The organism is Leucobacter luti (assembly GCF_019464495.1).
In the GTDB taxonomy this organism is placed as follows: domain Bacteria; phylum Actinomycetota; class Actinomycetes; order Actinomycetales; family Microbacteriaceae; genus Leucobacter; species Leucobacter luti_A.
Genome location: NZ_CP080492.1, coordinates 1,763,531 through 1,790,039 on the forward strand (window position 1 = coordinate 1,763,531; position 26,509 = coordinate 1,790,039).

26 protein-coding genes, 2 pseudogenes and 1 riboswitch are annotated in these 26,509 nt (G+C 63.0%); of the genes and pseudogenes, 15 read left to right on the top strand and 13 right to left on the bottom strand.

Annotated elements, in window-relative coordinates; genetic code table 11:
• Positions 1-55: 55 nt before the first annotated feature.
• Both K1X41_RS07920 and K1X41_RS07925 read left to right on the top strand, forming a co-directional pair.
• Entirely contained in the window at positions 56-598 is a 543-nt protein-coding gene (locus K1X41_RS07920) for a TetR/AcrR family transcriptional regulator (protein WP_220174335.1), read from the top strand.
• Positions 599-1,774: 1,176 nt separating this feature from the next.
• Positions 1,775-2,197, top strand: a pseudogene (locus K1X41_RS07925) (TniB family NTP-binding protein); the annotation flags it as partial.
• 998 nt (positions 2,198-3,195) lie between these two features.
• Here the strand turns inward: K1X41_RS07925 and K1X41_RS07930 are convergent.
• The 7 genes and pseudogenes from K1X41_RS07930 to K1X41_RS16230 form a co-directional block, all read right to left on the bottom strand.
• Positions 3,196-3,777, bottom strand: coding sequence for a hypothetical protein (locus tag K1X41_RS07930; RefSeq protein WP_220174336.1), 582 nt, complete (start codon positions 3,775-3,777; stop codon positions 3,196-3,198).
• A complete protein-coding gene (locus K1X41_RS07935; RefSeq protein WP_220174337.1) occupies positions 3,762-3,944 on the bottom strand; it encodes a hypothetical protein in 183 nt (60 codons plus the stop codon). The genes K1X41_RS07930 and K1X41_RS07935 overlap by 16 nt, the downstream gene beginning before the upstream one ends.
• 1,152 nt (positions 3,945-5,096) lie before the next feature.
• Positions 5,097-5,402, bottom strand: coding sequence for a hypothetical protein (locus K1X41_RS07940; protein WP_220174338.1), 306 nt, complete (start codon positions 5,400-5,402; stop codon positions 5,097-5,099).
• 39 nt (positions 5,403-5,441) lie between these two features.
• A pseudogene (locus tag K1X41_RS07945) lies at positions 5,442-5,522 on the bottom strand (hypothetical protein); the annotation flags it as partial.
• A 63-nt stretch (positions 5,523-5,585) separates the two neighbouring features.
• Positions 5,586-5,810, bottom strand: a complete 225-nt coding sequence (locus tag K1X41_RS16220) for an IS3 family transposase (RefSeq protein WP_463674511.1) — start codon at positions 5,808-5,810, stop codon at positions 5,586-5,588.
• Positions 5,768-6,157, bottom strand: coding sequence for a transposase (locus K1X41_RS16225; RefSeq protein ID WP_463674512.1), 390 nt, complete (start codon positions 6,155-6,157; stop codon positions 5,768-5,770). The genes K1X41_RS16220 and K1X41_RS16225 overlap by 43 nt, the downstream gene beginning before the upstream one ends.
• Before the next feature lie 7 nt (positions 6,158-6,164).
• Complete coding sequence (locus K1X41_RS16230) at positions 6,165-6,557, bottom strand: transposase (RefSeq protein ID WP_463674513.1); 393 nt, start codon at positions 6,555-6,557, stop codon at positions 6,165-6,167.
• 282 nt (positions 6,558-6,839) lie between these two features.
• On the opposite strand from K1X41_RS16230, the gene K1X41_RS07955 reads away from it, so the two are divergent.
• Both K1X41_RS07955 and solA read left to right on the top strand, forming a co-directional pair.
• A complete protein-coding gene (locus K1X41_RS07955; RefSeq protein WP_132205936.1) occupies positions 6,840-7,970 on the top strand; it encodes a tyramine oxidase subunit B in 1,131 nt (376 codons plus the stop codon).
• 89 nt (positions 7,971-8,059) lie between these two features.
• Positions 8,060-9,232 carry an N-methyl-L-tryptophan oxidase gene (gene solA / locus K1X41_RS07960; protein ID WP_220174339.1) on the top strand — a complete coding sequence of 391 codons (1,173 nt, stop codon included), beginning with the start codon at positions 8,060-8,062 and terminating at the stop codon, positions 9,230-9,232.
• Between the two features lie 122 nt (positions 9,233-9,354).
• Here solA and K1X41_RS07965 read toward each other — a convergent pair whose 3' ends face one another.
• Genes K1X41_RS07965 through K1X41_RS07980 form a run of 4 tightly spaced genes read right to left on the bottom strand, consistent with a single transcriptional unit; the run spans position 9,355 to position 13,231 of the window.
• On the bottom strand, positions 9,355-10,137 hold the full coding sequence (locus tag K1X41_RS07965) for an ABC transporter permease (RefSeq protein ID WP_132205932.1): 783 nt from the start codon (positions 10,135-10,137) through the stop codon (positions 9,355-9,357).
• Positions 10,138-10,144: 7 nt separating this feature from the next.
• Positions 10,145-11,050: an ABC transporter permease gene (locus tag K1X41_RS07970; RefSeq protein ID WP_220174340.1), complete on the bottom strand. Its 906-nt coding sequence runs from the start codon at positions 11,048-11,050 to the stop codon at positions 10,145-10,147.
• Between the two features lie 10 nt (positions 11,051-11,060).
• On the bottom strand, positions 11,061-12,191 hold the full coding sequence (locus K1X41_RS07975) for an ABC transporter ATP-binding protein (RefSeq protein WP_243736085.1): 1,131 nt from the start codon (positions 12,189-12,191) through the stop codon (positions 11,061-11,063).
• Entirely contained in the window at positions 12,164-13,231 is a 1,068-nt protein-coding gene (locus K1X41_RS07980) for an extracellular solute-binding protein (RefSeq protein ID WP_133617157.1), read from the bottom strand. Before K1X41_RS07980 ends, K1X41_RS07975 begins: the two co-directional genes overlap by 28 nt.
• 374 nt (positions 13,232-13,605) lie before the next feature.
• Between K1X41_RS07980 and K1X41_RS07985 the strand changes: the two genes are divergently transcribed.
• The 5 genes from K1X41_RS07985 to K1X41_RS08005 all read left to right on the top strand — a co-directional run bounded on the left by K1X41_RS07985 (position 13,606) and on the right by K1X41_RS08005 (position 17,669).
• On the top strand, positions 13,606-14,250 hold the full coding sequence (locus K1X41_RS07985) for an RraA family protein (RefSeq protein ID WP_243642945.1): 645 nt from the start codon (positions 13,606-13,608) through the stop codon (positions 14,248-14,250).
• On the top strand, positions 14,247-15,047 hold the full coding sequence (locus tag K1X41_RS07990) for a carbon-nitrogen hydrolase family protein (RefSeq protein WP_220174341.1): 801 nt from the start codon (positions 14,247-14,249) through the stop codon (positions 15,045-15,047). Before K1X41_RS07985 ends, K1X41_RS07990 begins: the two co-directional genes overlap by 4 nt.
• 15 nt (positions 15,048-15,062) lie before the next feature.
• Positions 15,063-15,788, top strand: coding sequence for a GntR family transcriptional regulator (locus K1X41_RS07995; RefSeq protein ID WP_133617155.1), 726 nt, complete (start codon positions 15,063-15,065; stop codon positions 15,786-15,788).
• Between the two features lie 106 nt (positions 15,789-15,894).
• A complete protein-coding gene (locus K1X41_RS08000; RefSeq protein WP_220174342.1) occupies positions 15,895-16,845 on the top strand; it encodes an ATP-binding cassette domain-containing protein in 951 nt (316 codons plus the stop codon).
• Positions 16,842-17,669, top strand: coding sequence for an ABC transporter permease (locus K1X41_RS08005; protein ID WP_133617153.1), 828 nt, complete (start codon positions 16,842-16,844; stop codon positions 17,667-17,669). Before K1X41_RS08000 ends, K1X41_RS08005 begins: the two co-directional genes overlap by 4 nt.
• 13 nt (positions 17,670-17,682) lie before the next feature.
• Here the strand turns inward: K1X41_RS08005 and K1X41_RS08010 are convergent, their stop codons facing one another.
• A complete protein-coding gene (locus tag K1X41_RS08010; protein ID WP_220174343.1) occupies positions 17,683-18,369 on the bottom strand; it encodes a TrmH family RNA methyltransferase in 687 nt (228 codons plus the stop codon).
• 105 nt (positions 18,370-18,474) lie between these two features.
• Complete coding sequence (locus K1X41_RS08015; protein WP_132205914.1) at positions 18,475-19,515, bottom strand: zinc-binding dehydrogenase; 1,041 nt, start codon at positions 19,513-19,515, stop codon at positions 18,475-18,477.
• A 102-nt stretch (positions 19,516-19,617) separates the two neighbouring features.
• Between K1X41_RS08015 and K1X41_RS08020 the strand changes: the two genes are divergently transcribed.
• From K1X41_RS08020 to ribH, 6 genes are all read left to right on the top strand, one after another.
• Positions 19,618-21,774, top strand: coding sequence for a bifunctional lysylphosphatidylglycerol flippase/synthetase MprF (locus tag K1X41_RS08020; RefSeq protein ID WP_132205912.1), 2,157 nt, complete (start codon positions 19,618-19,620; stop codon positions 21,772-21,774).
• Positions 21,771-22,562: a DUF1345 domain-containing protein gene (locus K1X41_RS08025; protein WP_258566383.1), complete on the top strand. Its 792-nt coding sequence runs from the start codon at positions 21,771-21,773 to the stop codon at positions 22,560-22,562. The genes K1X41_RS08020 and K1X41_RS08025 overlap by 4 nt, the downstream gene beginning before the upstream one ends.
• A gap of 71 nt (positions 22,563-22,633) precedes the next feature.
• A riboswitch (FMN riboswitch) is annotated at positions 22,634-22,775 on the top strand.
• A 56-nt stretch (positions 22,776-22,831) separates the two neighbouring features.
• Positions 22,832-23,953, top strand: coding sequence for a bifunctional diaminohydroxyphosphoribosylaminopyrimidine deaminase/5-amino-6-(5-phosphoribosylamino)uracil reductase RibD (ribD, locus tag K1X41_RS08030; protein ID WP_132205910.1), 1,122 nt, complete (start codon positions 22,832-22,834; stop codon positions 23,951-23,953).
• Positions 23,953-24,618 carry a riboflavin synthase gene (locus tag K1X41_RS08035; RefSeq protein WP_132205908.1) on the top strand — a complete coding sequence of 222 codons (666 nt, stop codon included), beginning with the start codon at positions 23,953-23,955 and terminating at the stop codon, positions 24,616-24,618. The genes ribD and K1X41_RS08035 overlap by 1 nt, the downstream gene beginning before the upstream one ends.
• The gene (gene ribA, locus K1X41_RS08040; RefSeq protein WP_220174344.1) at positions 24,615-25,898 is read left to right on the top strand and encodes a GTP cyclohydrolase II; all 1,284 of its coding nucleotides are present in this window, start codon (positions 24,615-24,617) and stop codon (positions 25,896-25,898) included. Before K1X41_RS08035 ends, ribA begins: the two co-directional genes overlap by 4 nt.
• A 51-nt stretch (positions 25,899-25,949) precedes the next feature.
• A complete protein-coding gene (gene ribH / locus K1X41_RS08045) occupies positions 25,950-26,477 on the top strand; it encodes a 6,7-dimethyl-8-ribityllumazine synthase (RefSeq protein WP_132205904.1) in 528 nt (175 codons plus the stop codon).
• Positions 26,478-26,509 lie beyond the last annotated feature (32 nt).

Consider the following 26,509-nt stretch of genomic DNA (forward strand, 5'->3'; position numbering starts at 1 on the left):
CGGGTTCTAGCTTCGGTGGCGCCTCGCTGCTGCCCGCTCGCGTACGCTCGAGAACATGAAGGACGTGTCCGGGCGCACCGCCCTGCTCCGCGCTACTGTCGTCGTCGTGGCCGCGGGAGGGTTGCGGGCACTGACCTACCGTGCGGTCGCTACCGAAGCCGGGGTGTCACACGGGCTCGTGCGGCACCACTTCGGCACGCGAGATCAGCTCGTGGCTGAGGCGATGGAGTACGCGATCCACACGAGCCTGCGCGATTCGAACATGCTGAACGATGCGCTGACCCCGGACGAGTTCGCCGGCGGCATCGAATCGCTCGCCGATCGTGAGGCGAGCATTCAGTCGTTCCAGTACGAACTGCTCCTGGAAAGCCGCCGCAGGCCTGAGCTGCGCCCGCTCGCGGAGCTGCACTATCGCGCGTACCGCGACGCGATCTCGCGCCAGCTCGCCAGGCTCGGCGTTGACGATGCCGATCTCACTGAGCTGATCTGGTTCGCACTCGACGGCATTGTGTTTAAGCAGCTCATCATCTCCGAGGACGTCACCCCCGCAGTGCGCCGGATCAGGCAGCTCGTGGCCGCGGCCGGATCGCCCCGCTAGCCCCATCCACCCCTAGACCACTCCCCGAGCACACCTCCGAGGTACCCGACAGGGCTGCTTCGGTGTACCCGAAGCAGCCGCCTGGGACCCCTCGAACCTTATCGAGCACGATCTTCTCTCGCCCGGCGACGCGGGCCGGCCCGGCATACAGCCCGCGCCTTCGGCATCCTGATCCGAGCGAGCGGGGACCGGCCGCTTCATTCGGCCTTCGCACTATGCCCCGAACAGGTTTCCGGGCCGCAGGTCGCAACACTCAACTCTCACCGTGTGCGTTGCTGATATCACCCATCGTTTGAATTACAGGCAGGACACTTCACTCATTCGTGTTGAACATCGTCAGAGGACCCGGAAATACTGGGATGATTGGTGGATTCTCCTATGCCGAACAGTTGCGCGGACACCGAGAATTCGACCCGCTACTGACCCTAGGAATTGGAATCGCGGGAGTCTCTGCCACCGCGCTCGTGGCCAGCTCACTTCACCGGAAGAGAAGGAACCATGCGCCGCAGTAGACTCACGTACCCAGTGTTCGCGATCACGGCAGTAGGGATCATCATGTTCTCCGCCGGGTGCAGCAGTGACACTGCCGGTAATACCCCAGTGGGCGCAGACGGCTTCCCTCCACAGGAGGGGAAACTGGAGGAGTTCTCTGGGAGAATTGTTGATCAAGGAACTGGATGTCTCCCCATCTCAACCGACTCAGGAGCTGAGCGCTGGGTTGTATGGCCGCCCGGAAGCCAGCGGGTTGAGACACCGGAGGACAGTATCCAGCTGCCAGGCGGCGATGTTGTGACAGCCGGGGATGAAGTTTGGCTGAAAGGACGTTCAGCCCCTCGATCCGCACTACCGGATGGCGAGAATCCCTCAAGCATGTGGGGAAGTCTGGCGAGGTTCTGCCTGAGTAGCACGCCAATCGATGACGAACTCGTTGTCGCAGATGATGCCCGGAGACAATAGTCAGATTCAGAAAGCACTTGTGGGTGCCCCGCTCAGGACCTCGCACTTGACACTCTCCAACCCGGCCAACGCGGGTTCCCACCCGGCGTAGCCGCACAACGGTCACACCCCAAAGAGCCCAGGTAGCCTTGACCCTGTTTTGTGAACACAGGGTTATGCGGCTTGTTGTAGCTTCGCGGTCTGGTCTGACTATCTCAGCTCGAAAGTGACTGGGGTGGCATCATCATCAATGATGAGGCAGAGAGACTCACCGCAACCGCACTCGAGGTACTCCGAGATCGACACGACCGGCAGCACACCGCCATAGTCCTGATCGGAATGCCCGGGATCGATCAGCGTTTTCGGCACTACCCCCAACTCCACAGTCGACTCGGCTTCTCGCACCGACACCGAATCCTCGGCCGCGACGAACTGCTATTCGTGCTCACCAGACACTGGAAAAGACTCGGACGCACGCTCGACCCCGAAGACTTCACAGACGCGCATGCCATCGTCGCTGTCGACCGCATCACCCGCGGCAACTTTCGATTCCTCGAACGACTCTTCCCGCAGATCCCCAGGATCCTGAAAATCAACGAGCTCGAAACCATCACCGACGAAGTGATCGAAGCAGCCGTCAGCACCCTCGTCATCGGCACCTGACCCTGCCATTCAAAGATGTGAAATCAGCGCCACCGAACGACAAAACCCACAGATCAGTGAAACTAGGTTGCGTGTAAATTTCACCTCGCAAGGAGGAATCCAGATGTTATGGCACTGAAGCGTCTCACAGAAGTGAACACTCGACAGTGTGTATTGATCAACACGGCGAACACTGCGCGCGTAGCCGTGGAGAAAACAGATGAGCCCTGGAGGCCCAACTCGGAGGGGCTTCCGATCAACGTGACAAACTACTTGGAAATTACGTTCCGTCACAATGGAACGACAGTGCGCTACGTGCCGCTTGGAACCAGTATTAGAAGACGCACCTGACGCTGGCGATGGGCGTTGGATTCTTCAACGGGCTCAGCGGTATCTCAACCAGAGCAGCTGAACCCAAGCCTCAATGAGTGTTGGAACATCTACACACGTCTGTAAGCGGCTATCGAGGTGAGGTGCACGCGAGCTGCCACCTCACCTCGATAGCCTGCGCCTACGTGAAAGCCCCAATCCGCATTGAAGACTGCTCTTGACCGAAGGTCTGGCGCAAGCCTCGTCATTTAGTGCGGGGTAAGCCAGACCTTCGCCAATTCTGCGGCGTCGTGCGCCCGCTCAAACTCGCAAGTTCCAACGAACGTTGCTGCTGTGCGCCCGAGCGATATCGATCAAGTCAATGGCTGTGCGAAGCTCCTGGGCGGCATCTTCCAACACATGTGACGCTTCCAAGCTTGAAGTGGTATCTCCTCGTAATTCGAGACCAGCGGTTGCAGAGCCGTGCCAAACCTCAAGCTGATCGCAAACTTGAGATATTGCGGAAAGATGCTCGCCTAGCCGTTCAAGCAGCAGTGGAGCGTCCGACGGGTTCCTGAGGATCCGAGTAGACCTCAAAAGCGCATTGTCAACCGGCCTAAGACTATTGAGGACTGCAACAGGATCCAGTTCAGGCTCCGGGTTCACGTTCAAAACATGCCTCCTCTTCTAGGGAACAAAGAATCGTCGCTTTACTGGCGACGAATTCCAGCGACCCACCCGACAGTATTTGTTGAGCCATCCTCTGTCGGCAGTTCAGAAGCTTTGTAGTACTCAACGAAGATTGACACTACAAAGTCCTCAGGAAGTCCACTGGCATCGATCGAAAATTCCATCCCAGTTTCTGTGTCGCTCAGTTCACAGGCGGTTTCTGATTCCAGACAATCAAATTGCTCGACCGGGTCGGAGGTTGGGTCGACACTCTCAACTGTTCCCGAGAAAACTAGGACGGTCAGGCTTAGCGGGCGCTCAGGGGCGGAGATTCGGAAAGAAACACGATCACTTCCGATTTCAACCTCGTCCTTTGGCCGTTCTCCATCACTCACGATGGATTCGTGCCCTTCCGATGTACTCCAGTCCAAGGAGTAGGCTGGAATCATCGAGGAGCTGATTGCAAGCGTGGGCACGCTTAGAGGCACATCACCCATTGCCACCAGAGGTTGTTGTTCGATCACGTCGATACCTTCCTGGGCTGTTCCAGACGAAGCGCAACCGCCGACACCGACAACAGCCATCACAAGCACGGCGAGAGGAACTATCAGTTTGCGTTGCACCCAAACCTAGTTTCTTTGTCGCTACTTGTCCGCGCAACGTAGCTCTTCTTGCCAATCATGATCCGATGGTAGCCGTTGCCTCGATAGGTCTGGAACGACAAATTCGAGCAGTAGCTCTTCGCGTTGACATCAAGTGTTCTGTTGTTCGTCTTTTTCTCTTTCTGCATGTAGACAATTCGATGCCACTGACCGAACCAACCCTTCTTCATGATTTCGGTCCCTACAACGCTAAGCGTGGGGTTCTTGGTGCAGTTGTAATTCCTGGCATGCACTGACGCAAGTCCCTTGCTCCGGTGAACTCGCTCCGTGTGGGCCCAGCAGTTGTAGGGATTCACAGTGATTTTCGCACTGGCGCCTACCCACACCCCGGAACTCAGCTGACTATTTGCCGCACTACCTCCGCCTCCAAGCGAAGCTGTCGGGCGATTTACGAACACTTCAGAGGCGGTTCCGCTGTTGCGCACGTCTCGCGCGGCGACACTTGGGTCAGAAGGATCCTGCGGTACAGCTATGGCTGAAGTCGAGGCGACAAGAAGTCCACCTGCTGCAATCGTGAATGCTGCGGTGATAGCCACCAACCGCTGAAAGGGGCGGGATTGCCTGAACACTCATTCTCCTTTGAGTAGTGAATTTCCCCCCTTTGAAGAGGGTATGCGCTTGAGCCTTCTTTCTGCAACTTGCTGACTTCCGTCTATATCTCGCTGCCAGCAGTGTTGGCTGCTGAGGGTACGTCGGTGACGGCTCGCACGGTGCAAGCGCGTGCGCGCGTGAGTATGTCGGTGGCTGCTACCGCTGCACGGGAGTGGAACGCGCAAGCGACGGCAGCGCGCGAGATCCCCGAGGCCCCGAGCCAGGTACTCGCCCGCGTTGATGCGATCGGGCGGTCGACTGTCGAGCGCGCCAGGTCTGAGCACGACACCGAGCAGGAAGGGTGGGCCGCGCGCCTGAGTGCAGGAAGAAAAAGAGCGGTCGGGCCTACTGAGGAGATTGAGCGGGTCGAACGCGAGCTTGGAGAAGCGAGGGCACCGCGGAAGCGGAAGCGTCCGAGCTTCGCGCCCGAATTGCTGCGCTCGAAGATGAGGCTTCCAGGGCCATTGCTGCTACCGAAGCTGCTGCTGGAGCGGCCGCTGAGACTCGGGCTCGGGCTGCTGTCGCTGAGGGTGCTGCACAAGGGCTCCACGAAGCCCTGTCGGTGCGACCATCGGCCCCGCAGGAGGGTTGAGCTCAGCGCCGCATAGGGTCGAACCTGCTGCAGTGATAGCTCGATAGTTCAATCGAGCGCGGAAGGCCGTTCACCCGCCGATGCGTCGGGGAATGGTCTAGCGGGGAAGCCTGCCCTTGAAGGAGCGCAGGAACGAACGCTTGGCTTTCTCCGGTGGTACCGAGCTATATTCGTGCGGCATCTCATTGCGGTTGTTGGCGTTGTCAACTGCGATGTATTTGTCGATAATGTGCGCTTTTCCGAGTAGCGATTCTGGGGTTTCAAGTGCCGCACCGACCCTCCTGCCCGCGCGGCACGCCAAGACGTTGATAACCCCTGGGTCATGCGCTGCTCGGACTAGTTCAGCGCGGGCGTGCTTGAGCTCGACTGTCTCTGAATGAGCGGTGGCGGGATTCGTGTTCACGGTTCTCCAATGAGTTGCTCTGCCGTTGAGGCGTAGCGATCAAAGCTCGCTTTTGGTTGCTTGGGTGCGTTGGAGTTCACGGTAGACGGTGGCGCGGGATATGTCGAAGAGTTCCGCAAGTTCGGTCTGGGTGTGCTTGCCTGCTGCGTGTGTCGACCTTGACCCTGTTTTGTGGAAACAGGGTTATGCGGCTTGTTGTAACTTCGCGGTCTGATCTGAGTATCGGAGCTCGAAAGTGACTGGGGTGACCTGGCCGAGCGAGGCGTGTCGGCGACGTCGGTTGTAGCGGTCCTCGATCCATTCCCCAACAGCTTGCTTGGCACGCTGTTTCGTCGGCGAGATCCGGCGGCAATAGAACTCGGTTTTCAGAGTCGCGAAAACGATTCCGCCGTCGCGTTGTCCCAGCACACGCCGGTGCGCCCCATCGAGCGGGGAATGCCGTTGCTCGCGGCGAACGCGGTGACCTGTGCCGATGCGTACTGGGTGCCCCAGTCAGTGTGGAACACGACCTGGCCAGACAAGCTTCCGCGGAGCGTGACTGCCATCTGCAGGGCCTGCTCTACGAGATCGGTATGCAGCTGTTCATCAATGGCCCAACCGGTCACCCGCCACGAGTGCGCGTCGACCAGTGTCACTAAATGCAGCCACGCTTCCCAAATGCGCAGATAGGTGATGTCGCCGGCCCAAAGCTGGTTCAACGCACAGGTGTCCCATTCCCGGTTCGCTGCGTCAGACTCACCGTGAAACCATGCCACTCTCTGCTCAATGCGTTCCTGCCGGAGAGTGCGTGTTGACGGGCCGCGGCCCAGCCAGGCGTAGTACCCAGAACGTGCCACACGCAAAAGCCGTGCCGTGCGCACGACCGTGAAGTTGTTCTTCTCCGCCAGCATCAGCTTGAACGCTTCCCGTTCGCATCCGACGCTTCCTGAGCGAAGAAGAGTGGCGCTTTTTCGAGAACGCCCGATCCAGCTTCAGGTCCGCGTTTTCTTTCCGCAGCCGGGCCAGCTCGGCCCGTTCTGTCCCGTTCAACGCGCTAGCACTGGCTTCGTGCCGGGCCGTATGTGCGTTGACCCAGTTGCCCAGGGTCTGCTCAACAATGCCCAGCTCGCGAGCGACAGGCGCGACCGGCCGGCCGGTGTTCATCACCAGCTTCACGGCCTCGTCTGTGAACTCAGGCGTGTACGCCTTGCGCCTTTTTCGCCTAAAGACCTTCCTCCACTAGAGAGTGTCCACCAACCAGGGTCACTGCCAGGGTGGCTGCTTCGGCACGCGCGAAGCAGCCACCCTGGGACCCCTCGGGGTCACCCGTCGCGAATTTCCCTTCACACTTGACTATCCAAATGGATAGTTTTAAGCTGACGCTATTCGCGAGGCCCACCGCCGGGTCCCGCACCGGGCGATGTCGCTCGGGAAGCCAAGCGAAAGAGACACACCGACGTGACCGATACCCAGATCGACTTTCTCTACCTCAGCGAGCCAGACATGATCCGCGCTGGCGTCACCGACATGGCGGCATGCGTCGACACGATGTCAGACATGCTCGGACTGTTCGCCGCGGGCGACTACCGGATGGCGGGCACCGAGAACAACTCGCACGGCGCGCAGATCTACTTCCCGGAAACTGAGCTCTTCCCCGGCATGCCCGTTGACGGACCGGATCGCCGATTCATGGCGATGCCCGCTTACCTGGGTGGCGACTATCAGATGGCCGGTTGCAAGTGGTACGGCTCAAACGTCGAGAACAAACAGCGCGGCCTCCCCCGTTCCATCCTGATGTTTACACTCAGCGACAAGGACACTGGCGCCCCGCTCGCGATCATGTCGGCGAATCTGCTGAGTGCCTACCGCACGGGTGCGATCCCAGGCGTTGGCGCTCGGTACCTTGCACGCGAAGACGCGCGCGTGATCGGTATCGTTGGCCCCGGCCCCATGAACCGCACCTCCCTCGAGTCATTCATGGCCACACGACCCGGCATCGACACCGTGAAGGTTGCAGGCCGCGGCCAAGCGGGCATCGATGCATTCATCCGCTGGGCACAAGAGCGCTTCCCTGAGATCAGCACGATCGAGCAGGTCGCCGATATGGAGGCTGCCGTGCGTGGCTCCGACATCGTGAGCGTCGCGGTGCCCAGCCCATCGGGCTCGAAACACTACCCCCACATCAAGGACGAGTGGGTGAAGCCGGGGGCGTTTATCTGCTGCTCGGCTCACCTATCACTCGATGAGTCGCTCATCACACGGTCCCGTCACGTCGCCGACGCACGGAAAATCTATGAGGCCTGGGGCGAAGAGCTGCCGGCGCCCGCCTCCGAGACCGTCGGGATCTGGGGCATGCACCTGTTCGATCGGGTGCGCGACGGCCGCATGCGCCCCGAGCAGTTCGAGGACATCGGCGAAATCATCCAGGGGAAGACCCCTGCGCGCCAACATGAAGATGAGGTGTTCATCTACTCGGTCGGCGGCATGCCGGTCGAAGACGTGGCCTGGGCAACGCAGGTATACCGCAACGCGGTGCGCGACGGGATCGGCACAAAGCTGAACCTGTGGGAGACCCCGGCAATGGCCTAGCTGCCGCACGCAGCGCGCCTCGCACTCCCGGGGAATTAGGCGCTGCGATTCGCGCCCCCAAGCATCAGCACACAAGAAAGAGGAACCCCATGGACCTGCAGCAGACCGACGTTGTCGTCATCGGAGCCGGCGCCGTAGGCGCCATGGCGCTGTGGCAGTTGAGTAAGCGCGAGGGCCTCAGCGTTGTCGGTATCGAGCAGTATGGCCGTGTGCACTCGCACGGCTCCTACGCTGGCGAGTCGAGAGTGTTCCGCACCGCGGTCCACGAGGGCGGCACCTATGTCCCCATGATCCAACGCTCCCGTGAGCTCTGGCGCGAACTGGAGCGCGAGTCGGGCCGCGACATCTACGCTGAGGTCGGGGCACTGAGTATCGCACCCGAGGGCTTCCCGGATCTCGTCACCGCGCAGGGCACCGTGCGTGAGTTCGATCTCGAGCATCGGATGCTGAGCACCGAGGAATTGCGCGCTGAGTTCCCTCAGCATCGCATTCAAGATGGAGACGTTGGCCTGCTCGACGCGCACGGCGGCGGCCTGCGGCCCGAGGTCGCGATCATGAGCGCACTGGATCTGGCCGAGGCCAACGGCGCCGAACTGCACTTCAACACCCCCGTCATCGACATCGAGGAGCGGGGGAACGGTGTTGTGGTGCGCACCACACAGGGGGCGTGGTTGGCGCGGACGGTCGTTGTGGCTTCCGGCTCTTGGTCGACACGGCTCTCCCCGGAGCTCAATGAACTACTCCGGCTTCAGGTCCTCGGCCTGACCTGGTTTATGCCCAAGGATCCGTCGCTGTTCGTTCCGGCCAAGTTCCCAGCGTTTCTGCGCGACGCGGGCTCCGTGCACTTCTTCGGCGCCCCCAGCTTCGATGGCTACGCGTTCAAGGCCTGCACGAACCCGGAGTGGCCGGTCTTCCGCGACGTGGCTGAGGTGCCGACGCACCATACTCGCGAGGAACTGATCCGGATCGGGCAGCGCGCGGCAGAGCTGTTCAACGGCATCAACCCGGAGCCCGTGCGCGAGAGCGTGCACCACTGCGCATACACGCCGGATCGCCTCCCCGTCGTTGACCGCAGCGCGAGCGGCCGGATCGTGACGCTGACGGGGCTCTCCGGCCACGGATTCAAGTTCGTGCCGAAGCTGGGCGAGTGGGCAGCACAGCTGGTCACGGGTGAGGACGCGGGCGTCGATCCCCGCTTCGCACTCCCAGCACATATGAAGCGGCTGGCCGAGACTGGACCGTACTCCGGAGGCGGGCACTAGCCGGGCTCACTGGGTGCACGGGAAGCTAGAAGCTGGAAGCGACAACGCACGCGGGCCGGGCCGGCGGCTCCCACACGGAGCCACCAGCTCGGCCGGTGTGGATCACGACAACTCAGCGCGGGTTAGCTTCCCACCACCTTCCGCAATCCGACCGCCCGCTCAATCACGAGCACGATCACTACTGAGAGCGCAATCAGGATCACCGACAGCGCTGCGAGCCCGGGATCCGAGCGGTACTGCAGGTACCGGAACATTTCGACCGGCAGAGTGGTGTGCCCTGAGCCGGCAACGAACAGCGAGATGACGGCCTCATCAAACGAGATGATGAACGCCATCACGCCGCCAGCAAGAATGCCGGGGGCGATAATCGGGAGGGTCACCCGCCGGAATGTCGTCACCGCGTTTGCGCCGTGCACGCGCGCCGCTTCCTCACAGCGCATGTCACTCGTGAGCAGGCTCGACAGCGTCGTACGAATGACGTACGGCACCGTGACCCCAAAGTGCGCGATCACGATCCCGGGATATGTCCCGACGAGGCCCACCGGCTGAAACACCAGCAGGAGGCCCAGGCCGAGCACTACCCCGGGGACGAGCAACGGCGACAAGAAGAACCCGGAGATTGCGGCTTTCCCCGGAAACTCGTAGCGCGCGATCGCGAGCGAGACCGGAACGCCGAGCGCCAGCACCACGATCGCCGTCACCACTGCCGTCACGAGACTCACCTGAGCTCCGGCCATGAGCTCAGAGTTCGCGAGAATGCTCTCGTACCACTGGAACGAAGGAGCACCGAGCTCAATCGCGAGACTTTTCGAGTCGTTGAACGAAATCAGTACCACTGCGATGATAGGCGCAAGCAGAAACAGATAGACGACTGTCACGACAATTCGGTTGAGTATTTTTGCCATGGTCCGTTCACCCTTCGAATCGCTTGATGAGCCGCTGATACACGGCGACAATGCCGCCGAACACCACGAGCAGAATGACCGAGAGCGCCGATGCGAGCGGCCAGTTCAGCGTCTGCGTCGCCTCACTGTAGACCTCCGTCGCGAGGACAAAGACACGCCCGCCCCCGAGCAGCTTCGGCGTCACAAACGAGCTCACTGCCAGCACGAACACCAGCAGAAAACCGGTGAACACTCCAGGAAGCGAGAGCGGAAGCGTCACCCGCAGAAACACCCGCAGCTTCGAGGCTCCGAGCGAGCCTGCCGCTTCCTCGAGGGAGCTGTTGATCCGTCCGAACCCCGAAATCATTGCGAGGATCGCGTACGGCATCAGAATCTCCACGAGAGCGATCGAGCTGCCGAGGAAGTTATTGCTCAATCGCAGCGGGGAGCTGATGAGTCCAAAGCTGAGCAGTGACTCGTTGATGACACCCTTGTCTCCGAGCAATGCCATCCACCCGAAGGTGCGGGCCACCGCCGAAGTCAAGAGCGGCGCAATGGCGAGCGCCATCAGCACTCCTTTCCACCGCGAGGTCGTCTTGGTCAGGAATAGGGCGATCGGATAGGACAGCACCACGGCCGAGAGTCCGCACACCAGGCCTAACAGGAGGGTGTTCCCGACCACTTTCCAGTAGAAGGGATCAGAAAGCGCAAAGCCATACGAATCGAATGTCAGCGACTCAATGAGCTGGCCCCCCGAACCGTTCTCGTTGAGCGACATCCGAATCATGACGAACAGCGGCAGCAAGAAGCTCACGAACAGCCCGATGATTCCGGGAAGCACGAGGCCGTAGGCCGAGAACCGGCCTCGGTTCCGTGCCCGGTCCGATTTCAACCCGATGCTGATGAACTCAGTATTGGTGTGCGATACCGTCATCGGTCTCACCTCACTCTTCCGGCACGAGGTGAGCGTCACCGGGCTCGAACGACACGTACACCTCGTCACCGATTCGGAGCTCGTCCGAGATCGAACTGAGCTTGTCTGCCCGCATCACCTGCCCGCTGTCGAGATGGAGGTCATAACTGCGCACGTTGCCTGTGTAGCTGGATGCGACGACTCTGCCGCGCGCCGTCGGGAGAGACCCCGCTCCGACATCTGTTGGCGCCAGATCAACCCGGTGCGGTCGCACCACGAGAGATGCACCCGATGTGACCCCCGGCGCACCAGCGACGGAGAAGCTTCCGAACTGCTCGGTCACCACCTTGTAGCGACCAGCGCCCTCCGGGGAGACGGAGGCAACGCTGAGAAAGTTTGCCTTCCCGACGAAGTTCGCTACGAATCTCGTCGCGGGGCTCTCGTAGATGGCAGTTGGGCGATCGTACTGCTCAATCACCCCGTTGTTGAGAATCGCAATCCGGTCGGCCATATCGAGTGCTTCGTCCTGATCATGGGTGACGAACAACGTGGTGGTGCCCGATTGCTGCTGGATACTGCGAATCTCCCGCCGCATCGCGTCGCGCAGCTTCGCGTCGAGGTTCGAGAGCGGTTCGTCGAGTAAGAGCAGCGTGGGGTGGATCACGAGCGCGCGCGCGAGTGCGACCCGCTGCTGCTGCCCACCTGAGAGCTCCGCCGGTTTGCGTGCTGCAAGGTGTCCCAGTTGTACGGTTTCAAGCGCTTCGCGGGTGCGCGGCCCCACCTGGGCCTTCGGTACCCGATGCATCTGCAGCCCGAAGGCGACGTTCTCCTCCACCGTGAGGTGTGGGAACAGAGCGTACGACTGAAACACCATGCCCATGCCGCGCTTATGAACGGGCGTCGAAACGACGTCGCGCCCGTTCACGACGATCTGGCCCGACGTCGGTTCGAGGAGGCCGGCGACCATGCGCAGCGTCGTCGTTTTCCCGCACCCCGAGGGCCCGAGCAGGGCGACAAGGTCTCCCTGCTCGACGTCGAGGTTGACGTCGTTTACAGCAGGGGCAGTGGTCTTTGGATAGGTCTTCCGCAGATTTCGAATCGACAGGTACTCGGAGTTGACCGATGCCGCCACGATCATCCCCCGATCACGCTGCGTCGCCACTGCTCAGTCCACGCATCGCGTTCGTCGGCGAGCCAGATCCAATCAATGTCGACGATGTTGGGATCAGCAGAATCAGCCACTCGGTCCGACACGTCTGCTGGGAGCTCGACTCCGGAGACCACTGGAGCGTAGAAGAGCGCCTCAGCAAAGGACTGCTGAGCTTCTGAGGAGAGCGCGTAGTCCATGAACTTCTTGGCCGCCTCGGCGTTCTCTGTGCCCTCGACGAGGTTGATCGTGTTGATCTGGAATCCGATGCCGTCGTCCGGCTGCACCACGCTCATCGCTCCGTCGGAGTCCTCTGCGAAGTACTGCGCACGCGCGTTCCAGCCGACCCCGTACTGTGAGGTGCCAGAGATCACGGGCTGGTAGACATCGGGCACCGGCTCCCAGGTGTTGACAAGCGGTGCGAGCTCAGCCAGTTTCTCCACTGCCGGTTCAATCCCATCGCGGTAGTCAACACCCAGGTTGTTGGCGGTGAGGATCGTGAGCGTGTGTCCCTGGATGTCCGGTGGCGCGGGGATCGACACGGAGTTCTCTGGGGCGTCCCAGAGGTCAGCGATGCCTTTCGGTGGAGTTTTCACCTCAGCGGTGTTGTACAGCACGACGAGGTTGTCAAACGTGACGGCGGGCCCATATCCATCTGCGCTCTGACCGAGTTCCACGACATTCGCCAGGTTCGGCACATCGGACGCGGAGACTTTGGAGAAGAGCCCCTCCTGGTTGCCCGTGTGCGCCACCGAAGCATCGAGAATCGCGACATCGACCGTGGGGGCTGACGATTCACTCCGCAGCTTTCCCAGCATTTCGGCACTGTTCTGTGAGGGCACGAAGTTCACGACGATGTCGTCTTGAGCGGCGTTGAACTTGTCGATCACCGCCGCCGTGTACTGGTCTTCGAAAAGCGCGGCGTAGCCCAAGACATTGAGTTCTACTGCGTCCGGGTTCGCGTTCTCTGAGCTTGCGGCGCCGCCGCTACAGGCGGAGAGCGCAAGGGCCGAAACGATGACGGCAGACATGCCGAGTCGAGTCTGTAGTGACATGGTTCTTCTCCTTTGAAGTGAGGGCGGTTTCCCTGCCTCAGCGACCCATGTCAACAAGCCTGGTCTCGAGCGACGATACGCGGCAGCTTCAGATAGCGCAAGCCCTGATTTCTCAGCCCTCCGCGTGGAGCTACAACCAACCTCGCACCGCCAGAGTCAGAACTTTATGCCACTTGATCTGGGCTTCTTGGCCAAGATTCGAGCTGGGGGTTCCGCTCCGACCCCTCCCCTGCTACTGTGCATGGCACGTGTATACAACACGTACACAATCCGTGCGACAGGCCTGGTCTCCTCCCGCACAACCACACAACGAGGTGTGTGCGCTCTCGCGCAACACCGCCGGAAAGGCACGCTTCATGTTTGAATTCCGCCCCATGCCCCCACAGATCCGTGAAGAGCGACGGCACGCGCTCCTCACGGTCCAAACCTCCACGCTCGGTCACCTCCGGGACTTTGGATTCATCCGTGGCCTCACTCCCAACCGACGTCCGATTCAGTTCGCCGGTACGGCAGTCACCGTACGCCTCCCCCACATGGATTCAACGGCGCTCCACGTGGCAGCCGACCATCTTCGCCCAGGCGACGTCCTCGTCGTTGAACAGTCGGGTGATGAGCGTTCGAGCTTCGGTGGCATGGTCGCATTCACGGCACAAACGCGTGGCGCTGAGGGCGTCATTTTGGCCGGCGCCATGAACGACTTCGACGAAGTCTTGGAACTCGGGCTTCCGGTGTACTCGCGCGGCGTCTCGGCTCGTACCACTCGCATCCTCGGAGTTGAAGGGGCCATCAATGTGCCCATCACCGTCGGCGGCGTCGTCGTCACGCCCGGTGACGCGATCTTTGCCGATTCCGATGGCATCGCAGTGCTCACGGAGGCCGAGATCGATGACATCGTGGCCGATCTCCAGTCCAAGGAGAGCGCCGAGCCGGACAAGAAGATTGAAATCACCGCGGGGCGCATGCTGTCCGAGTGGAGCGGGGCAGCCAAGTTCTTCGAGCCAAGCGAGGTCGCATCATGAATGAGTTTCGTCTCGCCGTCGCGCAGTTCGCGGCCACAACGGATATCGCGCAGAACCGGCACATCGCGGTGTCGCTGGTGGCAGCAGCGGGGGCGCAGGCCGATCTTGTTGTACTCCCTGAGAACGCCATGTACTCCGACCCAGCGCGGAGCAGCACGGGCGGACACTCCGAGCCGCTCACTGGCGAGTTCGTCACCGCGCTCAGCGAGGCCGCAGCGCGCGCGAACACGCACGTCGTCGCCGGCTTTACGGAAACGAGCGACAGCACCCGCCCGTTCAACACCCTGGTGCATCTCAACAATGCGGGGGAACTGGCGGGCACCTATCGCAAGATCCACCTGTACGACGCCTTCGGCTACCGGGAATCTGACACCGTGCAGGCAGCTCCGGCCGAGTCTCCGCTCACATTCGAGATCAATGGCGTGACCGTTGGCGCAGCGACGTGCTACGACCTTCGCTTCCCCGAGATGGCGCGCTGGCTCATCGACCATGCTGCCGATGTCTTGCTCTACCCCGCAGCGTGGGCCGTCGGGCCGATGAAGGAACTGCACTGGGAGACACTGCTGCGGGCGCGGGCGATCGAGAACACGGCGTACGTCGCGGCTTCTGGCCAGACCGGACCGCACTGCACTGGGCAGAGCCAGATCATCGATCCACTGGGAGTGACGCTCGCCTCAGCAGGCGAAGCACAGGAGTCGTTCGCCATCGCCGTGGTGCGAGCCGCACGAGTCGAACAGGTGCGAGCAACGAACCCGTGCTTGGACAATCGGCAGTTCGCGGTCGCGCCGCAGCACTGAGCATAGACTCTACGCATGCAGTTCATCCCGGATGTGGCGCACGCCAGGTTCGGCGGCTGGTCCACCAAGGCCCCGCTGCCGCCAGGCGTGCGCCCGCCCGAGGTGAAAGCGGCGGACTACGCTTACTCCTATCTCAAAGAGTTGATCGTCACCCTTGAGCTGGCGCCGCAGTCCATTATCACCGAGAACGAGATCGCCGCCGCAACCGGCGTCTCTCGCACACCAGTGCGAGAGGCGTTCTCGCGGCTCCAATCCGAGCAGCTCCTCCGCCTGATCCCGCATCGCGGCGCCGTCGTGTCAGAGATCACCCTGCGCTCGATCCACGAGCAGGCGCAAACTCGCGTGGTACTTGAGAGTTACGGCGTTGAGTGGGTGTGCGAGCATGAAGTACCAATCGCGGAGCGACTCTTCGCCCTCGTGGAGAGCCAGCGCTCAATCTATGAGGACGATCCCGATCGCATTGTCGATATGGTCCTCACCGATAAAGAGTTTCACTGGACACTCGTCCGAGCCACTGGCAACACGGAGTTCGCACAGCTCTACAACTCCATCCACGATCGCCAGGTGCGCATCGGTATCGCGATGTTCCAGGCGGTGGAGTCGCGGCGATGCTCAGCAATTCACCAGCACGAGGAGATCGCACAGGCCATTGCCGAGTTCGATGTGGAGACGGCGAAGTCACTGCTGAAATCGCACCTCGTCGACAGCCTGAGCGAAGTATCGGGCATCTTCACCAACTAGACCCTCCGCGCGGCTCTCGCGTCCCGCTTCCGATGCCCATTCCTCTCCCCATTAGTTCTACTTGTTGTAGGGTTAATTTGAACGGGTATGCGAGAGAGGATCACATATGGGCCACGCCGTACGCATCGACGGACTCACGAAGTCCTTCGGCCAGGTGCGCGCCGTCAACTCCCTCAGCTTTACGGCTGAACCGGGGCGCGTCACCGGGTTCCTCGGGCCGAACGGCTCGGGGAAGACCACCACGCTCGCGATGACCCTCGGGCTCGTGCGGCCCGACAGCGGCACCGCCACGATCGGTGGCGTCGCCTACCGTGATCTCGAACGCCCCGGGCTCACCGTTGGCGCATCGCTCTCAGCTGACTTTCACGCCGCACACACCGGGCGCGCGCACCTCGACATCGCCAGGCGTGCGATCGGCGTTCCAGCTCCCCGCGTCGACGAAGTACTCGAGCTCGTGGGCATGAGCGATGCCGCGGATCGCAAGACCGGTGGGTACTCACTCGGCATGCGACAGCGACTCGCGCTCGGAGCCGCCCTCCTCGGCGATCCAGAGGTCATCCTGCTCGACGAGCCGATCAACGGCCTCGATCCCGAGGGGATCCGGTGGATCCGCGTGCTCCTGCGTCACCTCGCGAGCAGCGGCAAGACCGTCCTCCTGTCGTCTCATCTGCTCAGCGAGGTGCAGCAGACCGTCGATGATGTAGTCGTGATTCGCCGCGGTGAGATCGCGTTCACTGGCACACTCGCAGAGTTGCAGCGTGGAAACGGCGAGCGCACCGTGCTCGTCGCCGCCGCAGATCAGACCGGCCTCGGCCACGCGCTGGTGGCCGCTGGCGCCCAGGTACACGGTGTCCGCGGAGATACGATGCGGGTCACCGGCATTGAGCCGGATACGGTCGGTGTCATCGCCCTTGCTGCGGCGATCCCGCTGATCCACCTCAGCATCGAAGAGGGCGGGCTCGAGCAGAGCTTCCTCGACTTGATCGACGGAGTCGACTCCCACCATGGCGGCTCCGCCGTCGACCAGCCGACCCTGAGCGAAGGAGCCCACTCATGAACCGGCTCGCCCGCAGTATTTCTGCCGAGTGGCGCAAGGTCCGGGCGACAAAGCTCTGGTGGGTACTCGCCATCGTGCTCGCCGGGTACTCCGCCATGATGGCTGCGGTGTTCGCGTTTATGTTTGGCTCCATGGCCTCCGAAATGGGCGGCATTGCCGTCCCGAGCCAGGACGCGGCAAACCTCGCATACTCCTCGGTGTCGACATTTGGGTACGTGATCCCGCTGCTCTTCGGAGCACTCATGGCGACAGGTGAGATCCGCCATCGCACGCTGGGGCTGGCGTTTACGTACGAGCCGAAGCGAGGAATCGTGCTACTCGGCAAGGTCATCGTGCTGCTCGGGATCGGAATCGTGCTCGGCCTGATCGGTGTGATCGGCGCTGTCGCCGCCGCTGCCTCAGTATTCGGGGCCTCCGGTGGCGATCCCATGCTCGGATCAACCGTCACTCTCGCGTTGCTCGCGCGAATCATCGGCGCGATCGCGATTTGGGCGGTGATCGGTTTCGGCGTCGGCGTGCTGCTGCGCAATCAAGCGTTCGCCATCGTCCTCACACTCGTGTTCACGCAGTTCATCGAACCGGTGCTGCGAATGGCAGCCAGCTTCTGGGACTGGAGCGCGCAACTCGCGAAATTTCTCCCGGGAGCCGCGAGCGACTCATTCGTCGGAGCGAGCGTCATGAACAGCATGTCCACCGTGGATCCGACAATGCCAGCTTCAGCGCAGCCCCTCGGTATCTGGGGCGGACTTGCAGTGCTCGCGGCATACGCCATTGTCGCTGTGGCGATCGGCTGGGCGACCCGCTGGCGGCGTGACGTGCGCTAGCCGGGCCCGCGGCTCACGCCGAGGCAGTGTTCCCGGTAACGGGGCCACTGCGCGGCACCAGCGGAGAGTGTTGCTGCACCCAGCTGAACATCGCAACCGCGGCAGCAGCCGAGGCATTGATCGAGCGCGTCGATCCATACTGTGTGATCTCGACGACTGCCTGTGATGCCGCGATCGCCTCCGAGGTGAGGCCCGGCCCCTCCTGACCGAACAGCATCACGCAGCGCTCCGGCCAGTCAAACGTCTCCATCGGCACGCAGCCAGGCACATTGTCGATCGCAATGATCGGGATTCCTTCCGCAGCCGCCCACTCCACAAGTGCATCGACATCCTCTCGATGCTCGACATGCTGGTAGCGGTCAGTCACCATTGCGCCGCGCTTGTTCCAGCGGCGCCGCCCCACGATGTGCACCGTGTCAGCTGCAAATGCGTTCGCGCTCCGCACGATCGATCCAATGTTCATGTCGTGCTGCCAGTTCTCAATAGCGACATGAAACGGGTGACGATGCTCGTCGAGATCGGCAACGATCGCAGGCATATTCCAGTAGCGGTATCTATCGACGACGTTGCGAGTGTCACCGTGTTCCAGCAGCTCCGGATCGTAGTGATCCTCTGTCGGCCACTCGTCTCGGCCCCCAGGCCACGGGCCAACGCCCGAAGTGGAGCGTTCAGGATGCGGTCCAGCAGGCGTTTCATTCACTGGACCATTGTCGCAGTATTCGCGTCTCGGGGAATGCGCCGTGCTCCCAGAGACGCGAATACTGCGCGGCCGAAGCGGAGGAGCCGAGGTCCCAACGAGCCCGGACTAGGGCACCAATACCGCTCGGCCAGCGACCCGGCCGTGATGGAGATCGTCGAACGCCTGCACCGCGTCAGCAAGGTCGTAGCGCACGACCTCCACCGCAATCTTCTCTGCCTCGGCGAGCGCGATAACCTGCCGCATGTCGGCGCGGGTGCCCCCGTACGCGCGCTCAATGCTCACGCCCCAGGGAAGCGGCGTCGCAGTGCCGGCGGCGTACGGGAAACTGCCTCCACCGAGACCCACGAACCTGATCGCGCCGCCACCGCGCACCACCGCGACCGCGAGCTCGACCGTGGGCTGCACACCAACGAAGTCGAACACCACGTCAGCCCCCTTCCCGCCGGTTTCCCGGAGGATCCGGTCCGCGGCCCCGCCATCACTCTGCAGCACGAGGTCGGCGCCGTGTGCTGCGGCAAATGCCAGCTTCTCCGGATCCGTGTCGAGCGCGATCACCCGAGCGCCCGTCGTCGCGGCGAGGATCTGCAACGCCAGATGCCCGAGCCCGCCCAGCCCAATCGTGACAACCGTTGCGTCGCCAGTCAGGCGATCGCGAACCGTGTTGATCGCGTGCATAGGCGTCAGCGCTGCATCCGCGAGGGGCGCGGCCGAAACGGGATCGAGCTCGCCAAGCGGATCGAGGTGGCGAGCTTTCACCGCAATATAGTCAGCCATGCCGCCCGGGCTCCCAATCCCCGGGGACAGCGGGGCGAGCGCGCCGCGCGGATACACCACTTCGCACTGATTGTCGCGCCCGGCGAGGCACTCGCGGCACTGACCGCACGACAAGATCAACGACACAATCGCATGGTCCCCCACGCTCCACCCAGCCACCTCAGATCCGAGCTCGGCAATCGTGCCAGCAACCTCATGGCCGAGGGTGCCGCCAATCAGCGGGTTCTCGTCTCCCAGCGCGATAATCGCGAGATCCGAGTGGCACACCCCCGCGCCACCGACGCGGAGCAACACCTCGTCGGAGCCAATCTCCGGAACCGGCTTCTCGAGCACCTCGACGGTGTTGTGCTTGACGTAGGTCACGGCGCGCATGTGCTTCTCCTGCTCTGGCCCCGCGGGGCCGTCACGAATCAGACGGGGAAGTCCCCCAAATCAGCGTACGCCTGAGAACGCGGAAAACTCTAGACTGGGTCCATGACCGACGACGCCGTCTCCGCAGCGCCCGCACGCCAGCAGCCGCGGTACCTCACCGTGCTGCGCCGGTTTCCCCTCACCATCACGTTCGTCCTCGCGCTTCTCGCGGTGGGCGCCGCAAGCGGCACTCTGTTCTCCGCCGCAGCCGACAAGCCCTGGTATGACCGCGTCGCTACGGGGCTTCCGGCATTTGCAGACGGACGCTGGTGGACCATCGCGACGTCCCCATTTTTTGTCGATCACCCAGTGGTCTATCTCACGCTCCTCCCACTCGTGGTCGGCGGGATCGGCTGGGCCGAATGGCGCTTTGGCTGGCTCCGCACTGCGGCGATCGTCGTCTCTGGCCACATCGTTGGCGTGCTCGGCGCCGCAGGGATCCTGCTGCTCGTGTCACAATCGGGCTGGCACTGGGCGGTCGACCTCACGCGGGCATACGATGTTGGCCCATCCTGCGGCGCACTTGCGGCCCTCGTATTCGCAATCGCAACGCTGCCAGCCCCCTGGCGGTTGCGTGCCAGAATCGCCGTCGTCCTCTGGACCGGGATCTCAGTGCTCTATCTCGGGCAATTGCACGATCTCGAACACGCGGTCGCGATGGTTGCAGCACTTGTCGCGAGCGGCTGGTTGCCAGCGTTCCGGCACCCTGCCGGCCGCCCGAGCGAGCGAGAGTGGCGCCTGATCGCTTTCTCTGGCCTGATCGCGATCGGTGTGATCCAGGTGCTGGATCTGATCGTGCCGTACAACGGTCCACTCGGGCACAATGACCCGGTCTCCTCGCTCGTTGATGTGGGAATCGATGTGCTGGTGATCGCGCTGATCGCCAATGGGATCAGGCAGGGCGTCCGTGTCGCGTGGATCTTCGCCCTCGCGCTCGGCGTATTCAATCTCCTCGCAGCGGCTTTCGCCTTCGCGGTCGTGCCCCTCATGGTCGACCTCAAACTGATCGCCTCCCCGAGTGAAATACTGGGCACGATCATCGCGCCTGCCGCGCTCTGGGCGGCGTTACTCGTGATTCTCATCGCGGGCCGCGGTGCTTTCCGCGTCACACTGCGGCGCTCACGCCGGACCCTCGCGACCGAACATCTCACCACGGAAGAGGCAACGTCGCGGTTGCTGCACTGGGGAGGCGGAACGATCTCGTGGATGACCACCTGGCGGGGCAATCGACACGTTGCGGCCGGCGCAGGGTCCGAAGCACAGTCCGGGTCTTCCACGCCCACCGGATCCATCACATTCCAGCGCCACGCAGGAGTCGCCATCATGCTCGGCGATCCGATCGTCGGGCCCGGTCAGCACGGTGCAGCGCTTGCAGAATTCGAACGCGGAGCGCAGCGGGCGGGGCTGATCCCCTGCGCGTTCTCCGCGAGCGAGGTCAGCGCACAGGCCATGCCGGCGGGCTGGCGCTCTGTCGTGGTCGCCGAGGACACCATCGTCGACCTCCCCGGCCTCGCCTTTACCGGGAAAGCCTGGGGTGCCGTGCGCACTGCGATCAATCGAGCCAGTCGCGAGGGGATTGAGTTCCGGATGGTGCGGCTCGCCGACGAGCCGTGGAGCACACTCGCGCAGGTGCGCGCGATCTCGGAACAGTGGACCGGCGACAAGGGACTCCCTGAGATGCGGTTCACGCTGGGGACTGTGGAGGAAGCACTCGATCCTGCGGTCCGCGTCGGGATCGCAGTCGATGCGGACGGAAGCCTCCACGGAATCACTTCCTGGCTCCCGGTACACGGCCCGGCCGATCCCGAAAGCGGAGAACCCCGAGTGATCGGGTGGACGCTCGACCTCATGCGCCGCCGAGACGGTGGGTTCGGGCCCGTGATGGAGTTTCTCATTGCTTCGGCAGCGCAGCACTTCTCCGAATCAGGGTATGAGTTCTTGTCACTCTCTGGCGCACCGCTCGTGCGCCCGGAGGAAGTTGCCGCCGGGCCCGTTGACCAGGTACTTGAGCAGTTGGGCGGGCTCATCGAACCGCTGTACGGCTTCAAGTCGCTCCACCGCTTCAAACAGAAATTCAACCCGCGCTCTGCCGCGCTGTATCTTCTATTCCGTGACGAGGGCGATTTGCCCCGCATCGGAATCGCGCTCACTCGGGCGTATCTGCCTGACGCGTCATTGCGGGATCTGGTCGCCTCCGCCACTGCCGAGGCCCGCGAGTGAGCGCGCCCAGCAACCCGGCGCAGCCGCCTCATGAGCCCGCTCCGGCGCCCGCGGAACCCTGGACACGGCGGCGCCTGAGGCGCGCCCCGAAGCCGCGCACCTCGCTGCTCACGTTCGGTGCGATTCTCAGCGTCAGCAGCGAAATCATCGGGCTCATCATGCAGGTGCTGTTGATCTGGGTGGGCTGGTATCTCCTGTGGGGCACGGATGAAGACTTCGCGCTCGTCGAGATGCTGACCTGGTGCGGAATCGCAACGCTGTATTTGGTGCCGACAATCCTCACTCTCAACATTCTCGTGCGCATCGATCAGCCCGATCCGGTGGTCACCCGGGTGCTCGTGGGCCATCCGCTCACGCGCGCACTTGCCACAGTGCTCACCTTCGGGTCGAGTCTTGTCGGCCTGAGCGTCGCAATCGACCTCATCACAAGCATCGGGAAAGATTTGCATGATCCAGCAGGTGAATTTACTGCGGTCTGGGCAATGCTGCTGGCCTGGGCAATGTTCAACTGGGGCTACGCCCGGATCTACTTCTCCCGGTACCACCGAGCGAAGCAGCCTCCGATCCAGTTCCCTGGCACCGACGATCCACGGCTCGTCGACTTCGTGTATCTCGCCTTCACCAACTCAACAACGTTCGCGGTGTCCGACGTGAAAATCGTTGACAGCCGCATGCGCTGGACGATCGTGTGGCACACGACGATCGCGTTCTTCTTCAACGCGCTGATCATCGTGCTCACGATGAACGTGATTGCGAACGGCAGGCTCTTCGCCGACCTCTTCGACTAGCGCTGTTGCGCCGGTGGCGTAATACGAGGGCACACAGCTAGCTTCCGCTCACGCGAGGGGAGTAGCATAGTGCCGTGTTCCGGGGTCGGTGAGAATCCGAACCGGCGGTGATAGTCCGCGAACCTCGCTTCCGCGAGGTGGATCCGGTGAAATTCCGGAACCGACGGTGATGCGCGAAAATACTCGCGCTAGTCCGGATGAGAGGAACGCGCAGTCGTGGTGACCCCACGACCCCGCGCGCACCCGGTTCGCAGAACAGGGCGGACGGGATGCTTGAGCAGGTGCTCATCGAAGCGGCAATGCGCCGCGCGCTGGAGCTCGCGAGTCGCGGCCCGGCACAGGATGAGAATCCGCGCGTCGGTTGCGTATTGCTCGATCCAGAAGGCCGGATCATCTCAGAGGGCTGGCACCGCGGCGCAGGAACACCGCACGCCGAGATCGATGCGCTGAGCAGAGTGCCTGCCGAGTGGCACGCTCGACTCAGCGAAGTTACCGCAGTCGTCACACTTGAACCGTGCAACCACACCGGTCGCACCGGCCCCTGTGCGGTCGCGCTTTCCGATGCGGGAATCGGTGCCGTCGCATACGCGCTCGGCGATCCGGGGCAGTCGTCTTCCGGTGGGGCCGAAACACTGCGCGCGGCGGGTGTCGACGTCTCGAGCGGTGTGCTGGCCCGCGAAGCGCGCGCGCTGCTCGCCGGCTGGCTCGAACGACGACGCGAAGCTTCTCCTGACGCTCAGACCGACCGCAGTTCCAGCACCTCTGCCACTGGGCGGCCGTTCGTGACAGTGAAGTGGGCCCAGACGCTTGACGGGCGCGCGGCAGCGGCTGACGGCACGAGCCAGTGGATCACCGGCGCCGATGCCCGAGGCGACGTGCATCGTCGCCGCGCTGAAGCCGACGCGATCCTGGTCGGAACCGGTACGCTGCTCGCCGACGACCCCGCGCTCACCGCTCGCGCCGAGACCGGCGGCCTGCTCGTGCCTGCCGCCGAGCAGCCAGTACCCATCGTTGTTGGACACCGCGCGATTCCAGCCACGGCCCGGATCAGGCAGCACCCCGCGCTGACGGCCCACGGCCTCACAGTGCCACTGCAGATCCCGGGTGATGATCTCGCTGCGGAGCTGACCCAATTGCACGAGCGCGGAATCCGCCACATTTTTGTCGAGGGCGGGCCCACCGTTTCCAGCGCGCTCATTGCAGCAGGTCTCGTCGACGAGGTGCTCGTCTACATCGCGCCTGCCCTGCTCGGAGGACCGATGCTCGCACTCGGTGATCTCGGGATTCCCAGCATTTCCGGCATCTCACGACTGCGCGTCACTCATATCGCCCAACTGGGCGTCGACCTACTGATCAAGGCCGCTCTCGTTTCGGCCGAGGAAGGAAACTGATGTTCACGGGACTCATCGAGGAGATCGGGGAGATCATCGCGATTGAACCTGTCGCCGATTCGCTCCGGCTCACGATCGCCGGGCCGCTCGTCACGAGTGACGCAACACACGGCGCCTCAATCGCCGTATCCGGAGTGTGCCTCACTGTGATCGATCAAGGCACGACTCCAGACGGGCGGGGTACCTTCACCGCCGACGTCATGGCGCAATCGATCCGGATGTCGGCCATCGGAGATCTCACGACCGGCAGCACCGTGAACCTCGAACGCGCCGTGCGCGTCGATACCAGACTTGGCGGCCACATTGTGCAGGGTCACGTCGATGGCACCGCGACGCTGCTCTCGACCACGCCTGCCGAGGCGTGGCGCGTACTGCGATTCACCCTCTCCTCCGAGTTGGCACCGCTCCTCGTCGACAAGGGGTCGGTGACGCTCTCCGGCGTCTCGCTCACCGTCTCGGCGATTTCGGCACCCGAAGAACCAAACGCGTGGTTCGAGGTGTCTCTCATTCCCGAAACCCTCACCGCGACCATCCTCGGCGGTCTCACCCCCGGCGATCGAGTCAACGTCGAGACCGACATTCTTGCCCGTCACGTCGCCCGCATGCTGCGCCTCGGCGTCGGCCCGGCTTCCCCCACCACGATCACCGAAGGACACCACGCATGAGCACCGAATCAACAGCAGCCCCCAGCACTCCTGGGATCGCGAGCATCGAAGACGCCATCGCCGCGATCAAGGCTGGTCTTCCAGTCATCGTGGCCGACAATGAGGATCGTGAGAACGAGGGCGACGTCATCATTTCGGCCGAACTCGCGAGCCAGGAATGGATCGCGTGGACTGTGCGCTGGTCCTCCGGACTGCTCTGCGCGCCCATGACCAACGAGGTCGCGAACCAGCTGGATCTTCCGATGATGGTGGAGCGCAATGAAGATGTCCGCAGCACCGCGTACACCGTGACAGTGGATGCCACGAAGGGCATCACCACGGGGATCAGCGCGAGCGACCGCACGACGACGCTCCATGCCCTCGCACACCCTGACGGGGTTCCCGGGGACGTGCGCCGCCCCGGTCACATCCTTCCCTTGCGCGCCGTCGACGGTGGCGTGCGTGCTCGTGATGGGCACACCGAAGCCGCGGTCGAGCTCATGCGCTTGGCGGGGCTTCGCCCCGTTGCTGCGATCGCCGAGATCGTCGCCGAGGACGGCGAGATGATGCGGCTGCCCGGTCTCATCGAACTGGGTGCGCGCGAGGGCGTGCTGGTCACCACGATCGAGCGCCTGGTTGCATACCTCAACGAGCATGACCCTGAGGGCGCCCCGGAGTGCGAGGCGGTCAATCGCCGCGTGAGCCTGCGCGCCAACACCCTCCTCCCCACTGAGCACGGCGATTTCCGCGCACTCGCCTATCGCGACCGCAGGATGGGGATTGACCACATCGCGCTGATCGCCCCCACCCCCGACGGGGCGCTCCCGACAGGCGAGGCGCTTGTTCGCGTGCACTCTGAGTGCATCACCGGCGAAGCGTTTGGCTCGCTCAAGTGCGAGTGCGGGCCGCAACTCGACGCGGCGCTCGACCTCATCCACGAGCGGGGTGGCATCGTCGTATACCTGCGCGGGCATGAAGGACGTGGAATCGGGCTCGCGAACAAACTCCGCGCCTACCAGTTGCAGGAGCAGGGGCTCGACACACTCGATGCCAACCTCCAGCTCGGTCTGCCAGCGGACAGCCGCGACTACACCGCCGCTGCCGAGATCCTCGCCGACCTCGGCGTCGATAGCGTGCGCCTGCTCACCAATAACCCCGACAAGGTCTCCCAGCTTGAGGACCACGGGATCCGTGTCGTCGAGCGCGTGCCATTGCTCGTGGGCGTCACCGAACAGAACATCGGGTACCTGAACGCAAAGCGCGATCGCATGGGGCACCAGCTGCCCAATTCGGTCGCCTGATCCCCGAGTTCAGACACCCACCGATCCAATACCGAATCTGAAGGAGTCCTCATGAGTGGAGCGGGAGCCCCCAACCTCGCCGTCGATGCGACCGGTCTGCGCGTCGCCATCATTGCTGGAAGCTGGCACGAGGAGATCATGTCCTCACTGGTGAGCGGCGCGCAAGAGACGCTCGCCTCCTCCGGCGCCGAGCACGCGCTCTTCCGAGTAGCGGGGGCGTTCGAACTGCCGCTGGCCGCCCAGATCGCACTCACCCCGGTGAGTGCTGGCGGCGGCGGTTTCGACGCTGCCGTCTGCCTGGGCATCATCATCCGCGGTGGGACACCACACTTCGACTACGTCTGCAACGCCGTCACCGACGGGCTCACCCGGGTGCAGCTCGACTCAGGCCTCCCGGTCGGTTTCGGGGTGCTCACCACCGACACTGAGCAGCAGGCACTGGATCGTTCCGGCCGCCCCGGCGCGCCAGAGTCGAAGGGTCACGAGGCGGCAGAAGCCGCCCTGCATCTCGCCGTCACGGCGCGCAGTATTCGCGAAGCAGGGCCGACACTGCGGCTCGTCCCCGGCACTGAACGGTAACTCGCACGACGCACTGAGCACCGCTTGTCGCG